The organism is Planifilum fulgidum (genome assembly GCF_900113175.1).
Classification (GTDB): Bacteria; Bacillota; Bacilli; order Thermoactinomycetales; family DSM-44946; genus Planifilum; species Planifilum fulgidum.
This window is the reverse complement of the sequence record NZ_FOOK01000011.1, coordinates 82,310-97,173: the sequence shown is the minus strand read 5'-3', so window position 1 is coordinate 97,173 and position 14,864 is coordinate 82,310. Positions and strand designations below refer to the sequence as shown.

At 60.4% G+C, this 14,864-nt stretch carries 10 protein-coding genes; 6 read left to right on the top strand and 4 right to left on the bottom strand.

The window, feature by feature from the left end; translation table 11 throughout:
* Window positions 1-239: terminase gpP N-terminus-related DNA-binding protein (locus tag BM063_RS08255; protein ID WP_143085282.1), on the bottom strand; the 239-nt coding region annotated here is incomplete at its 3' end.
* 101 nt (window positions 240-340) lie between these two features.
* A complete protein-coding gene (locus tag BM063_RS08250) occupies window positions 341-2,863 on the bottom strand; it encodes an NEW3 domain-containing protein (RefSeq protein ID WP_092037801.1) in 2,523 nt (840 codons plus the stop codon).
* 427 nt (window positions 2,864-3,290) lie between these two features.
* On the opposite strand from BM063_RS08250, the gene BM063_RS08240 reads away from it, so the two are divergent.
* The 6 genes from BM063_RS08240 to argH all read left to right on the top strand — a co-directional run bounded on the left by BM063_RS08240 (window position 3,291) and on the right by argH (window position 11,280).
* Window positions 3,291-4,040 (top strand): hypothetical protein, encoded by a 750-nt coding sequence (locus tag BM063_RS08240; RefSeq protein ID WP_143085281.1) that lies wholly within the window; start codon window positions 3,291-3,293, stop codon window positions 4,038-4,040.
* 405 nt (window positions 4,041-4,445) lie between these two features.
* The gene (locus BM063_RS08235; protein WP_092037796.1) at window positions 4,446-5,663 is read left to right on the top strand and encodes an ROK family transcriptional regulator; all 1,218 of its coding nucleotides are present in this window, start codon (window positions 4,446-4,448) and stop codon (window positions 5,661-5,663) included.
* 32 nt (window positions 5,664-5,695) lie between these two features.
* On the top strand, window positions 5,696-6,766 hold the full coding sequence (locus tag BM063_RS08230) for an extracellular solute-binding protein (protein WP_092037794.1): 1,071 nt from the start codon (window positions 5,696-5,698) through the stop codon (window positions 6,764-6,766).
* 106 nt (window positions 6,767-6,872) lie between these two features.
* The gene (locus BM063_RS08225; RefSeq protein ID WP_092037791.1) at window positions 6,873-7,985 is read left to right on the top strand and encodes an ABC transporter ATP-binding protein; all 1,113 of its coding nucleotides are present in this window, start codon (window positions 6,873-6,875) and stop codon (window positions 7,983-7,985) included.
* The gene (locus tag BM063_RS08220) at window positions 7,978-9,684 is read left to right on the top strand and encodes an ABC transporter permease (RefSeq protein ID WP_092037789.1); all 1,707 of its coding nucleotides are present in this window, start codon (window positions 7,978-7,980) and stop codon (window positions 9,682-9,684) included. The genes BM063_RS08225 and BM063_RS08220 overlap by 8 nt, the downstream gene beginning before the upstream one ends.
* A 69-nt stretch (window positions 9,685-9,753) precedes the next feature.
* Window positions 9,754-11,280 (top strand): argininosuccinate lyase, encoded by a 1,527-nt coding sequence (argH, locus tag BM063_RS08215; RefSeq protein ID WP_245752177.1) that lies wholly within the window; start codon window positions 9,754-9,756, stop codon window positions 11,278-11,280.
* An 81-nt stretch (window positions 11,281-11,361) separates the two neighbouring features.
* On the opposite strand, the gene BM063_RS08210 is transcribed toward argH, so the two are convergent.
* Together BM063_RS08210 and BM063_RS08205 are read right to left on the bottom strand one after the other, a co-directional pair.
* Complete coding sequence (locus BM063_RS08210; protein WP_092037785.1) at window positions 11,362-14,085, bottom strand: ABC transporter permease; 2,724 nt, start codon at window positions 14,083-14,085, stop codon at window positions 11,362-11,364.
* Window positions 14,082-14,777 (bottom strand): ABC transporter ATP-binding protein, encoded by a 696-nt coding sequence (locus tag BM063_RS08205; protein WP_342713743.1) that lies wholly within the window; start codon window positions 14,775-14,777, stop codon window positions 14,082-14,084. The genes BM063_RS08210 and BM063_RS08205 overlap by 4 nt, the downstream gene beginning before the upstream one ends.
* Window positions 14,778-14,864: the final 87 nt, after the last annotated feature.

Sequence of the window (14,864 nt, the reverse complement as noted above, 5' to 3'; positions counted from 1 at the left end):
CGCAGCCTTTTGACTTCCCGTTCCAGGTCCTTGTACTCTTTCCGCCTCCCTCTGTGCTCCATTAGCCCAAAATCGCCCTGTTCCCGGTATTTCCGCATCCAGATCTTTAATCGCCCCACATCTTGAATCCCCAGCTCTTCAGCAATCTTTGCCTTGGGAATGCCCTGAAGCCTCATTTCCACTGCCTTCTTTTTCAGTTCAAAGCTATATGTCTTGAATTTCTGTCCTTTTCTTGCCACGAAAATCACCCCTTAAAGTAATTTTCACAGGGGTGTTTTCCTGTGTCTACTTTAAGGGGTGCACTTCAGGATCGGCGGGGTTTTTCCCTTTGCATCCGAGATCACCGCACCCGCGGATAGCTGATCAGGTTGACAAACATCCGGTATCCGCCGGGCACCTGGCTTTGGATCTGGCGGTACCAGACCAGGCTGGTGTAAATGTACGATCCCTCCCCGTAGTCGGCCACCAGCAAGCCGCCTTCGAAGGGCTCCTCCCCGGGATCGGCCATGGACAGGAGGGGTTCATAGGCGGAATCCCACTCGGAGGGGAAATACAGCCCTCGCTCCTGAACCCACCCGTCGAAATCCTCCTGCGTGATGGCGTTCGGCGCTTTCAGCAGCGGATGATCCGGCTTGAGGAACGTCACCGGGGCGTTTTCGTCGGTCACCCGCCATTCGATGGAGGGACTGCCCGGTTGGAGGAGGTAGGGAGCCAGTTCGGGACGCCAGTTGTCCTCGGGTTTGTGGTACTGCATCACCACGTGGCCGCCTTCCTTGACGTATTCCAGCAGCCGGTCGTTGTGCTCCAGCAGATCGGGGCGGGAAAGATAGGCGCGGATTCCGACCACGATGGCGTCATATTGCGCGAGATCGCCGGATGCCAGGTCCTCCTCCTCCAGGAAGGTAACATCGACACCCACCTGGCGCAGGCAATCGCCCACCTGATCGAAGCCGCTGTCCACATAACCCACCTTCAGCCCCGGAACCAGTTCGAGGGGGAAGGCCTGGACGCGGAGCTCCGCCGGCCTCAGCCAATAGCTCGTCCCGATGTGATCATAGTGGATCGGCTGCACCTGCAACGACTGGGAACGCCCGTCCACCACCGCTTCCACGGGGATGGTGTAAGCTCCCGGCCGGACGGCCGAGCCGGGCTCCAGCGTGAAGGTGACGCGCTTCGTTTCTCCCCGGGCGGAAAACGCCAGCTGCTCAGCCGCCGGTTCCGCCCGCCATCCCTCGGGAAGACGCGGTCGGATCTTTCCGGAGGAGGGACCGCTCCGGTAATTGGTCACCTCCATCGTCACGGTGAGCCGCTCTCCCGGCTTTTTCGTGTTCAGAACCATCGCCTCCGGCATCAAGCGCATCCCCCAATCGGGAAGGACGGCGACGGTCTGCTCCGTCGGCCGAGGAACGGCGGTGCGGGTCACGGTTTCCCCCCGAAGCTTGTAGGAAACCTCCGCCTGCACGACGGGGGGCGCGTAGGGATCGAAGAAGGAAGCGTTCTCCGGCACTTTCACCTCAAAGGCGATGTTCCGGCTTTCTCCCGGCCGGATCGTCCGCGGAAGGGAGGCGCGCTTCGCCCGCCAAGCACCGGGAACCTTCAGGTCGACCTTCAGATGCGTCAAGGCATCTTCGCCCCCGTTGGTCACCGTCACGACAACCTTCCCGGTGGACCCCCGCGTCAACACCGAAGGGGTTGCCTTCACCGCCGCGTCGACCCGGGAGGCGACGGCGCTCGCTTTCTGCAGCTGCCGCTCCTTCACCCGGAGACGAAACAGCAGATCCTCTTTCGCCGAATCCGGCAAAGGGCTTTTCTCGGCCAGACGGATCACTTGCCGGGTTTCCGTCAGCGCCTGCTGCACCCTTTTCGTCACTTCGCGGCGATCCGGATATGCGCCGATCACCCCGTCCAACCGGCTCTGCAACCGGACGAGCCGCTTCTTCAGCGCGCCCTGGGGCAGATCGGCGGCCCAGTCGGACAGGGTCACCGGCAATCCGTCAAAAAGGGATTGCTCCCGCTTGATCTCCCCGACCGCCGACTTCACCAGTTCCAGCGACACGAAGTAATCCTCCACCGGCAGGTCGCGCCCCATCCCCTGGCTTTTGTGCAGCTTGCGGGACTCTTCTCCCAGCTGGGGATAGGTCTTTCCGTACACCGGGTCCACCGTGCCGATGTTGAATCGAAGCGTTTCCTTCCCTTCTTCCCCCGGGAGGTACAATTTTTTCACCTGCCAGGGGGAGAGGCCCTCCTTCATATGCTGCGGAAACACCTTGGGATTGGCGGCATCGGCGAAGGCGCGGAGGGTCAGCTGCGCCACCGCCCGGTGGTGTCCGTGCTGTGACGGCACATCCCGGAAGGAGGGCATCAGGATATCCGGCCGCTCCTGCCGGATCAAGCGGATCAGCCGTTCATACACCACTTCCTCTCCCCACTTCTCCAGCGTCTCCTCCGGAGACTTGGAAAAACCGAAATCATAGATGGGGTCGTCCAGCGTCCGGCTGAGGAGGAAGAGATCCACATCCGTCACCCTGGATGCTTCCTGCAACTCGCGGCTGCGGATAATGCCCAGTCCGTTCCCCAGCTCGTCGCCGATCTCGTTTTGCCCTCCCTCCCCCCGATTGGCGATCACGCTGGAGGTGCGAACCCCCTGGCCGAGGGACAGCCAGGCCAGCAGGGCGCTTCGCTCGTCATCGGGATGCGCCCCCGTATTCATAAAACTGACAATCGTGGACAGGGGACGAACCGCCTGCCACAGGGCCGGATCCTCCTTCTCCCCGGCCTCGGCCCCCAGGGGAGATAGCCCCAGGGAAAAGGACAAAACAACCGCCAACAGCAGCGCCAACATCGCCTTGCCGTTCCTTCTCATTTCACAACCCCCGAACGGTGAGATTCGGACATCGATCCCCCATGTCCTCCACCTTTAATTTTATACAAAATTTCGAAAAAATTCCAGACGCGATGAGGTCCTCCCCCTCCCGGCAAGAGATTCATTGATTTTCCCGCGCCCGACCCTTCCTTCAATTTTTTGGAGAGCGGTTATTTTTTCGGCTTTCCTGCCCTTGTTCCCGGTCCGTTCCAAAACCCCGGAATCCATTCGCCGACGGAGGGCACGCCCAGGGAGGCGATGGCCTCATCCGGCGTCCGAAAACGCGAAAAAAAGGAAAAGGCGGATCCGCCTGAGGCCTCTTCATCCCCCGGATAAGGAAAAGACCGGCCCATCCCGCTCCCTTCCGCAGCGATTGCCGAAATCCCTTGCATTGCCTCAGGTGCCCTTGCAACCGGGGGAGGCTTTGTTGATCCATTCAACGCTGGCGAAGCACCAATTGCCGGACCTCACCGCGTTGACCCTGAAGGAACCGGACGGCATCGCCTTCACCAAGAAAGAGGAATGGACGAAAACGCTCTTTGGCAGCCAACATGTGGCGGTGGTAAGCGACGCGGATTTCAGGCGGGTCATGCGGAAATTGCCGCCGATCCAAACGGAGCAGTATTACGGGTATCTCGTTCCGGAATGGTCCAACCGCTCCGTTCCCGCGACGGACTCGCCCGAAGTCCGGTTGGGAACGAAGTTGGACAAAATGAACAAGGATCGGCTCCGGGAAGGAAAGGCGGATGGCGTCGTCGTGTCCCGCGCCGGCAACTTTGTGAATCTGAAACAGGCAACCCGCATCATGATCTTCGTGGGTCTGTTCATCGCGGCCATCTTCTCCGTGTTCACCGCCAGCTTCCTCTATTTCAAACTGTTTAATGACTTGCAGCAGGATCAGCGCCATTACCACAGCCTGTCGAAAATCGGTTTGAGCGAAAAGGAGATGAAAAGGAGCGCAACCATCCAAATCGCCCTCCTCTTTTACATCCCCTTGATCTTTGCGGCACTTCAGACGCTGGTGGGGCTTTGGGGACTCGCATCGCTGTTCTATTTCCCGACCAACATGATCATGGTCGGATTTGCGGCGATCGGGGCGTATCTGATCCTTTACACCATCTACTTTGTGATGGTCCGTTCCCGCTTCCTGTCGCAACTGAAACGGGTGATGGTGTAAATCTGAGGCGCCCGCCGGCGGCCGGTGAAGCCGCCTGACCGCGAAAGGGCCGGATGTCCGGCCCCTCGACGGATCAGGCGGCTTCAGCCGTTGATCCCCCACCCTTCTCCCCTCGGCATCGCAATCTCCGAAACTTGAAAAACCCCCTCCTCCCGCCGAGGCAGACCGAGACGTCGCCTTGGATGCTTCCAACCCACTCTGTCATCGCCTTGCCGCGACTCCTCCATTCAAAGGCTCCGAACGGCCGGTTCGGGCACCGACAATCCCTCCATCAGACAAATAAAATTCAGTATTCCAATTTTTTTGTCACTGGTGTATATTGAAAATTGAAAGATCCCTTGTTTTTTTGTTTTTCTCGTTTATTCGAAAAGCTTACAAACCAACCACGATAGTGAGGATGAAGTCATGCGCCGTCGAAACGAAAAGACCTCTCCCCATCAGCCGCAGATATTGAAGCAGATGAACAAACGGCTGATCCTTCAAACCATCCGCCGCAGGCAGCCGGTTTCCCGCGCGGAAATCGCCGAGGAAACGGCGATCAGCCGCACCACGGTCTCCCAGCTGACCGAGGAACTCCTCCGGGAAGGATGGATCCGGGAAGTGGGACAAGGGGTTTCCGGAGCCAAGGGGGGACGGAAGCCGATCACCCTCTCCATCAACGATGATGCGGCTTGGGCGGTGGGCGTGGACATCGGGGGATACGGGACCACGATCGCCCTCTGCAACCTGGCCGGTCAGATCAAACAAAAGCGGACATTTCCCAGCTCCCGCACCTCCATGCTGGACACCCTCGGCGAGCAGTTGGACCGCTTTCTTTCGCAAGTGGATCCGGGCGTCCGCATCATCGGCCTGGGGATCGGGGCGCCGGGCATCACCCGCGCCTCCGACGGGGTGGTGTTGTCCGCCCCGGCCCTGGGCTGGACGGATGTTCCCTTGAAACGGTTGCTGGAAGAGCGACTCCGCCTTCCGGTCTACGTCGACAACGACGTCAATGTGGCGGCTCTGGGAGAGTGTTGGAAAGGAGCGGGTAAGGACAAGCGAAACGTGATCATGATCACCGTCGGCACCGGGATCGGATGCGGTCTGATCCTGAACGGAACCCTGTACCGGGGGTCCGGATGGGCCGCCGGCGAAATCGGATCGATGGTGACGGACGCCGACGCCGTCGACCGATGGACCGATCCCGTCTTTGACGGATTCGGCTTTCTGGAGAGCAAGGCGGGAGGCCCCGGCATCGTCCGCCAGGTCCTCGGACAAATGGAGAAAGCCGGTCCGTCCTCCCCCCTTCGCAGGGATAACGGCCGCCTGACGGCCAAGGAGGTGTTCGATGCGGCCCGAAAGGGAGATCCGCTGGCGAAGTCGGTCGTCTCCCAATCGATCCGCCATCTGGCGGCGGGCATCATCAACGCCGTCGTCCTGTTTGATCCGGAGGTGGTCATCCTGGGCGGCGGATTGATGGGTTCCGCCGATTTGGTGCTGCCGAAGATCCGGGAGGCGGTCAAGCGCCTCTCGCCGACTCAGCCGGAAATTCGCCGGGCCCAGCTCGGAAGCGACGCCGGCGTGATCGGCGGGGCCGCCCTGGTTCTCAAGGAATGCAGCGACCCGATCGGCGGCGTCCTTTGACTCGGATCAAAACCAAAAGGAGGGCATCATCCATGCGCATGCACAAAGGATGGTTGCTGGGTCTGATCCTGGTCCTCGCCGGTTCGACGCTGTCCGGCTGCCTGGCGGGCGAGGAAAAGTCCGCCTCCGATGAGGGCCTGGAGGAAAAGGTGGTCGTCTACTCCCCCCACGGCAAGGACATCCTGAGCGAATTTGAAAAGCAATTCGAAAAAGAGCATCCGGGCGTCGACGTCCAGTGGCTGGATATCGGCTCCCAGGAGATCCTGGACCGGATCCGTTCGGAAAAGGCCAACCCCCAGGCGGACGTCTGGTGGGGCGCCCCGTCGGTGATGTTTGAACAGGCGCGGGCCGAGGGACTGCTGGAGCCCTATGAGCCCAGCTACAAGGATTCCCTTCCCGAGGAGTTCCGGGCGGAGGATTTCTCCTGGACCGGCACCAGCCAGACTCCGGAGGTGATCATGTACAACAGCAAGCTCCTCTCCAAAGAGGAAGCCCCCAAGGATTGGGACGACCTGCTCGATCCCAAATGGAAGGACAAGATCATCATCCGCTACCCCCTCGCCTCCGGCACGATGCGGACGATCTACTCGGCGATGATCTACCGCACCTACAAGGACACCCGGGATCCGAAAGAGGGATATGAGTGGCTGAGGAAACTGGACGCCAACACCAAGGAGTACACGGCCAATCCGGAGATCATGTACAGCAAGGTGGCGAAAGGGGAAGGACTGCTCACCGTCTGGAACATGCCGGACACGGTCATGCTGAAGGAAACCAAGGGCTATCCCTTTGATTTCGTCATCCCGGAAAGCGGAACCCCCGTGCTGACCGAGGGCATCGCCCTGGTCAAAGGGAGCAAGCATCCGGAGGCGGCCCGGGCCTTCTATGAGTTTGTCAACACGCCGGAGGCGATGAAGCTGCTGGCCGAAAAGTATTACCGGATCCCGACGCGGACCGACGTCACCGATCTCCCCGACTGGATTGCCAAGACCGAAATCAAGACCATGGAGATCGACTGGAAATTGCTCGAAGAAAAGTCCGACGAATGGATGAAATACTGGGATGAAAACATCAAAAACCGGGCGAAGGAAACCAAGGAATGAGGCGGCGGAGCCGAACATGCCGGAACCGCTGACGCATCCCGCACGCCGTTAAATGAGTTCCGCAAAAACACCAAAGCCGCATTCCAAACAGTTGGAGTGATCCGTGTTGAGTCGAGTGGAATTAAAGCAAGTGGTCAAGCGGTTCGGTGACGTGACGGCCGTCAAGCGGCTGAACCTGTCGATCCGCGAGGGGGAATTCTTCACCCTGCTCGGTCCCAGCGGCTGCGGAAAAACCACCATCCTCCGGATGATCGCCGGGTTTTACCAACCGTCGGAGGGCCGGATCCTCTTCGACACAAACGATGTCACGCACCTTCCCCCGCACCGGCGGGACACGGGCATGGTTTTTCAAAACTATGCCCTTTTCCCCCATATGACCGTGATGGAAAACGTCGCCTTCGGACTGCAGGTACGCAAGCGTCCCCGGGAGGAGATCAAGCGGCGCGTCGAGGAGGCCCTGGCCCAGGTGAGGCTGGCGGGCTACGGAGAACGGCGGATCAGCCAGCTGAGCGGCGGACAACAGCAACGGGTCGCCCTGGCGCGCGCCTTGGTCATCCGGCCGCGGATTCTCCTTCTGGACGAGCCCCTGAGCAATCTGGACGCGCGCCTGCGGGACGAGATGCGCGCGGAAATCATCAACCTGCAGCGGTCCCTGGGCATCACCACGGTGTACGTCACCCACGATCAAACCGAAGCCCTGTCGATGAGCGACCGGATTGCCGTCTTCAACCAGGGAGTGTGCCAGCAGGTGGGCACGCCGATGGAAGTCTACAACACGCCGACCAATTCCTTCGTGGCCGCCTTTGTCGGGGAAACCAACCTGCTTCCCTGCACGGTGCGGAGCGTCACTCCGGAGACGGTGACCGTCTCCTGCGGAGACTGGGTTCTCACCGTCGACAACCGCCCGGAAAACGTCGCTTCCCTCCCGGACGATCCCGAAGGGAAACCGCTCTTCGCCTCCATCCGGCCGGAGGGGATTCGCTTGACCGACGAATCCGCTCCCAATGCGATCAAGGGAACGGTCACCCTGGTCCAATTCACCGGATCCACCCTGCAATGCACCGCCGAGCTGGAGGGGGGCATCACCCTGCGGGCGCTCTTCCTCAACCTTCGCCGGGGGATGGAGCGGATCCGCAAGGGGGAGACGCTGTGGTTCGATCTGCCGAAGGAACAAATCCGCCTGGTGCCCCCGGCGCCCGGAGGTGAAGCGGATGGCTGACCGCCTGCTGAAATCCCTGCGGTCGGAAAAAGCTTTCACCGTCCTTCTCCTGATTCCGATCCTGGCCGTCCTTTTCGCCTATGTCCTTTACCCCAGCTTCCGCACGCTGGCGGAAAGCCTGACCGCGGAGGGGCGGTTTTCCCTGGAGCACTACCGCCAGTTTTTCAGTCCGGAGACGCTGACCAACCTGGAGGCCTTGTGGAACAGCCTGTACATCTCGGTGCTGAGTGTGCTTCTGAGCGGATTGGTGGGCGTGCCGCTGGCCTTCATCTTCAACCGGTACGACTTTCCCGGGAGATCCTTCTTCGCCGCCGCGGCCGTGTTGCCCATCGTCCTCCCGCCCCTGGTCGGGGTGATGTCCTTCCTGTTTCTTTACGGGGAATCGGGGCTCATCACCCGCACGCTGCAATCCCTGCTGGGCCTGGATGAACCTCCCTTCCGGCTGGGGGGCGTCTCGGGCATCCTGCTGGTGCACACCTACACGATGTACGTCTACTTTTACATGACCGTATCCGCGGCCATCCACCGGATCGATCCGGCGCTGGAAGAGGCGGCGACCAACCTGGGGGCCGGGCGGTGGACGGTCTTTCGCCGCGTCACCCTCCCCCTTCTGACGCCGGCGTTGGTGGCGGCCTCGCTGCTCGTGTTCATGACCTCGATGGCCTCTTTCAGCGCTCCCTTCCTCCTCGCCGGAGGCTTTCGGGTGCTCAGCCTGCAGATCTACATCTCCAAGCTGAACGGGGATCTGGAAATGGCCGCCACCCAGTCGGTGATTCTGTCCGTCTTTTCCATCTCCTTCCTCCTCCTGATGCGCTGGTACCAGGGACGAAGGGACTACGGCATCGCGGGGAAGGGGGTGAGCGCCCACCGGCGGGAGGTGCAAAACCCGTGGATCAAATGGCCCCTCGTCGGGCTGGGGATCCTCGGGGTGATCATCCTGCTCCTTCCCCATGTGACGCTGATCGTCCTCTCCTTCGTTCCCGAGGGGGCCTGGACCTGGCAGACCTACCCGACCCGGTTCAGCCTGGAGAACTACCGGCTGCTGATGGAGGACCCGAACATCTGGGAGCCGGTGAAAAACAGTCTGAACATGGCCGCTTTGGCCACCGCGGGCAATTTTCTCTTCGGAATTCTCGCCTCCTACGTCCTGGTCAAGCGAAAATTCGCCGGAAAAAATCTGCTCGACATCCTGGTCATGCTTCCCTGGGCCCTGCCCGCCACGGTGGTGGCCATGAACATGATCCTGGCCTTCAATCAGCCGACTCCCTTCACCTTTGGAAACGTTCTGGTGGGAACCTACTGGATTCTCCCGCTGACCTACTTCGTCCGCGACATTCCGTTGGTGGTGCGATCCACCAACGCCGCCCTGGAACAACTGGACGACAGCCTGGAGGAGGCGGCCCGCAACCTGGGAGCCGGGTGGTTCACCGCCTTCCGCCGGGTGGTCCTCCCCCTGATCCTGCCCGGGGCCCTGGCGGGAACCCTGCTCGCCTTCGTGACGGCGGTCGGAGAGTTTGTCTCCTCCGTGCTCCTTTACACCATCGACAACCGGCCGATCTCCATCGAAATCATGAACCAGCTCCGGATGTTCAACCTGGGGCAGGCCGCGGCCTACGCCGTCTACCAAATCGCCCTGATCGGCATCGTGATGTTCATCTCCCAGCGGTTCCTGGGAGTGAAGGCCCACCAAACCCTGTAGGTGAAGAGGTCCCCGCCGGAGGGACATCCCCTCCGGCCCTTTCCATCGTTCGCAGAAAGGAGGATGCCGATGGAGCGCGAAAGGCAAAACCGGGAGGAGTGGCTCCGGTCGGAGGGCACCGCCTTTCCCGGGAAAACCTACGTGGAATGTTTGCTCAAACCGCTGTTCAACGACCAGCGGGACACCCTGTTTCACGCCATGATCCAGGTGCACCGCGCCCATGTGCTCATGCTGTACGACCGGCGGATTCTGAAAAGATCGGAGGCCGCCCGCATCCTCCGGGCGGTGGAGGAGGTGGCCCGCACCGATCCGCGCAAGCTGCAGTACGACCCCCGCTATGAGGATCTGTTTTTCCTGATCGAGGCCAAAATCGCCGAACGGATCGGGGAAGAACTGGCGGGGAACATGCACATCGCCCGCAGCCGGAACGACATGGGCGTGGCCATGTACCGCATCGCCCTCCGGGAACGGATCCTCTCCCTGATCGAAAAAACCCTGTCCCTGCGGGAGGCGCTCCTCGAAACCGTCGGGCAGCACCTGGAGACGGTGATGCCCGCCTACACCCACACCCAACCGGCCCAACCCACCACGTTGGGTCATTATCTCCTGGCGGTGCAGGATGGATTGGCCCGGGACACGGCGCGTCTCAAAAACGCTTTCCACCAGGTCAACCGGAGCCCCCTCGGTTCGGCGGCCATCACCACCACCGGCTTCGACATCTGCCGGGATGCGGTGAAGGAAGCGCTGGGATTTGACGATCTGGTGGAAAACTCCTACGACGCGGTCGCCGGAGCCGATTACCTGGGGGAAACCGCCACCGCCGTGGCCCTTATGATGACCAATCTCGGGCGCTGGATTCAGGATCTCCTCCTCTTCTGCACGCGGGAATTCCAGGCGGTCCGGGTCGCCGATCCCTATGTGCAGATCAGCAGCATCATGCCGCAAAAGCGGAATCCCGTCTCCGTGGAACATTCCCGCTCCCTGTCAAGCAGCGCCGCCGCCGACGCCCTGGCGGTCCTGACGATGATCCACAACACCCCCTTCGGTGACGTCGTCGACACGGAGGACGACCTCCAGCCCCATCTGCACCGGGCCATCGACAAGAGCCGGCGCGTGCTTGAGCTCATGACGGCGGTGATTCGCACCCTGGAGGTCAACCGGGAACTCCTCGGGCGGCGGGCCCGGGAAGGAGCCATCACCATCACGGAGTGGGCGGACACCATGGTGCGGGAAAAGGGCCTCCCCCTCCGGACCGCCCACCGCATCGCCGCCCGGATTGCCCGGAGCGCCTGGCGGGAAAACCGGGAGCTTCACGAGCTGACGCCGGAGGAGGTCCGGCAGAAAGCCTTGGAGGCGGCGGGCGTCGATCTGCGCTTCACCGATGAAGAGCTGGCCCGCCTTTCGGATCCCCTTCATTTCATCCGGGTGCGGAAATGCCGGGGCGGACCCAACCCCGAAGAAACCCGACGGATGCTCGGGGAAAGGCGCCAACGGCTAATCCGGGAACAAAGGTGGTTAAAGGATACGCTGAACCGACTGGAGCGGGCCCAAGTCCGGTTGATGGGCAGGGTTGGGGAATTGACGGGAAAAAGCTGAGGGGTTGCGTACGCCCTGCGGCACGAAGCAGTGATCAATGAGAAGGGTGCCGCCCACACGCGGCACCCTGTCCCGCCGTGATCACCACCGCAGGATCAAAACCCCCATCATCCCGATGAGACATCCCAGGGCGACCAATGCGACGGCCATTCCCAGATAACGTTCCGCTTTTTCTTCTGTAACGAAGGCTCCGTTCAATTCCCGAAGCGGAGAGATGCGGACCGCCATTTCCGAGGGAATTACCGCTCCCATAAGACCGACCACGGCGGGAATCAGTCCGGAGGCCGATAATGCGGCAAGATCTTTCCACGGCACGGTTCCATAAATCCCATTGATCCAGAAGAGAGAGACGGCACCCCCGACGATTCCCGCCATCAGTCCGCAGAGTATTCCCTCCGAAAGCATCAGGAAGCGAATGGATCCGTCCCGCCATCCCAGGGATCGAAGCAGGGCGATCTCCGGTTTTCGTTCTGCGACATTTTGCCACAGGACTTCCGTCGTGGTCAGCACGGCGATCATCCAGGCGATCCCGACGGCGGCATAATGGGCCGGCCCCACCTGCATCGATACATATTGTCCGAGCCACGTAGTGTAAAAGACGCCCTTCAGCCGGATTGTGACAAACACGAAAAAGTTGAACAGCGCCGACGGAATGGCGATCGTCAGGACGGAAAGAAGGTTTCGCCGCCACTTTCCCGCAAAATAACTCCATGCCAGTGTCCACCGATTGGATACGGCAATCCATCGCCGAATGACCGGATCGCTCTCTCCCGTCCGCATCGTTTCATAGGGGGAAACGCGGGCGGCCATCACGGCGGTAACAAACCCTCCGACCAGGTAAAGCCCCATGGCCAAACATCCCGCCGCCGCCAACCGATCGAGAGGGACGGCCGTTCCCTGTTGGGCATGGGCGAAGGTCAACATCGCCATGGAAACGATCGCCGCCAGCAGTCCCCACAGGCCCGCTTCCAGCAGAACCATGCGCGTCACTTGGGAGGGACGCCAGCCGACGGCCAGGAGAATCGCCACTTCCTTTCTGCGAGCCAAAAAAAACATGCCGTTCATCGCCAGCACGTAAACCGCGGCCACCGCGATCACCCCGGCGACAATCCCCGAATACCCCAGTTTCGTCTCCCGGAAGAGGGTGATCGCCGAACCGATCCGGACCCACGGCTGTTCGATCCATCCCAGTTCCGGCAGATCCCCGACCGCAGGCACGTGAAGGAGGATCGGCTGCGGGGAGGATCCGAGGGTGATATCGGTGATAAGGCCCGTCTTCTTTTCAATCTCCGCCGCGATTTTCTCCAACCGCGCCTGACTCTTCTCATCCAATCGCTCCACTCCGGAAACCTTCACCCGGATGGCCGAAATGGGTCGGTCGCCGACCAATGCCTGCGCCGCTTCCAGGGTGGTCAGCATCGTCGGCGGTTGGGTCAGCAACCCAAGGGGGTTATCCGTCGGTTTTAGTTGCTTCGGCGGGTTGACGGGCCGGTTCTCGGAGTCCAGCACCCACTTCGCCGAAGGAGGGCGATAGGTCTCCATCGGCAGTTCCGTCAGCGGATCCTTGGCGATGTTCAGTTTGGAGGGGTCAAAAAAGCCGACATAATTGAAATGGAGGGTCGCGGTAAAATAGTCAAAAGGGCGGAAAGAACCGCTCTGTAGAGGGAATCCGACCACTTCCTTCCCCTTCTCCGCCGGAACCGGCTTCACTTCATAGGCCAGGGGCCACCGGTCTGGAAAAGGGCTTTTTGCCTCGCGGTAGGTGAGCGGTGACGGTTTGGAGATCGGTTGGTCCAGCAGGGTTAAACTGACACGTTCCCCCTCCGACGCGGCCGGTTTTCCCGTTAGCGGATCAATTCCCGTCAGATCAACGGCCATTTGCCGAAAAAGCTCCCTGCCACCGTAGGAAACCACCGCCGGATTCCCTTCCGCATCCAACGTATCCAAATAGGATTTCCCACCTCTTCGCTTCACATTTTCCATGGTTTCCACGGCGGTTTTCTCATCCGCAAAGGGCAAATCCAGCCGTTCAATCGTCCAGGTGTAGGTCACGGCGGAAGACGATTGATTGCTGATCAGTACGGGAATTTCCACGCGTTGATAGGTCTTCCCCAAGATTTCCCCATTTGTAATACTCACTTTGTCCTTGTCGAAATACCGGCTTTTCCCTTGGCTGACAACCGCCCGATCCAAGCCGACCAGCCGGGCTTCCTGAACCGGATCGATGCCGGCCAAGAGAACGGAATGACTAATCATGAGTTTTTCAGGATAATCTTTTATAAGGCTCACGCCGTAAACACGTTCCGTCTCACGGAAATCGAGGGGGGAATACCAAGGCCCCTGAACGATGTAGTCGTGCCACTTTTCCTTTTCGACCCGGATCCCGTGATCGACCGCTTTCGTTTTCGTAACGCGATAGATCCCTTCCTTTTCAATGCGATGACCTTCAACATACCTTTGGAAGGGTACATAACCGATCATCGCCACCGGCGCGGCCGTTTCAACACCGTCAATCCCCTTGATGGTCTTGTACTGATCAAGACTGATTCCTCCGCCGATGCCGCTCAAATAATTGGGCTCCAGCAGATGTTTGCGTTCCGTCACGCCGCGGGTGCCCGGAGGGCGCACCACGATGTGGTAGGAAGCCTTCCAGCGCTTCTGGAGCAGGTCAACCACGGTCCCGGTATTGCTTTCCGACAGACCGAACAGATAACCGAGTCCCGAACTGACGGTCAACACGCCGACCAGCGTCAGGATGATCCGTTCCTTGCGCCGCCAAAGATTGCGCCAGATAAACCGAATCATTCGACGTCCCGCCCTTCGGCCGAATCATACAGAATCCGGCCGTCCCGCAGTTCCAATCGCCGGTCCGCCTGCTCGGCCAGTTGCCGATCATGGGTGACCATCAGGATGCCGCACCCTTTTCGCACGTTCAATTTCCGGAGCAACTGCACAATCCTCTCGCTGTTTTCCGAATCCAGGTTTCCCGTCGGTTCATCCGCCAGGATCCAATCCGGTTCGTTGACCAGCGCCCGGGCGATCGCCACCCGTTGCTGCTCTCCGCCGGACAGCTGGGAAGGAAGCGCATTTCGCTTGTCGGCCAAACCCACTTCTTTGAGGAGGCGTTCCGCCCGTTCCTTTTTGTTGAAGGAAACCCGTCTTCCAAGCAGGGGGACCATCACGTTTTCCAAAGCGGTCAGAGCCGGAAGCAGGTAAAATTGTTGAAAAACAAAGCCGATCCGCTGAAAACGAAAATCCGCCAGCTTCTTCCCCTTCAAATCGGTAAGATTCACACCGTCGAACCGGATGATCCCGTCGGTTGGCCGGTCCAGGGTGCCGATCAGACTCAACAGAGTGGATTTGCCGGAGCCGGACGGACCGACAATCGCCACAAACTGCCCGGAGGGAAAGGTCGCATCGATCCCGCGAAGGGCGTGCACTTCCACCCCGTCACCAAAGAACGTCTTTTTCAGCCGCGAGATTTCGATCGTCGACAAGATGGTTCCCTTCCTTTGGGGTTCTCGCATCATTTCGGGAGACGATGAAGCCTAAAGGCAAAAAAGCCGCTTCCCCCGCACCATCCC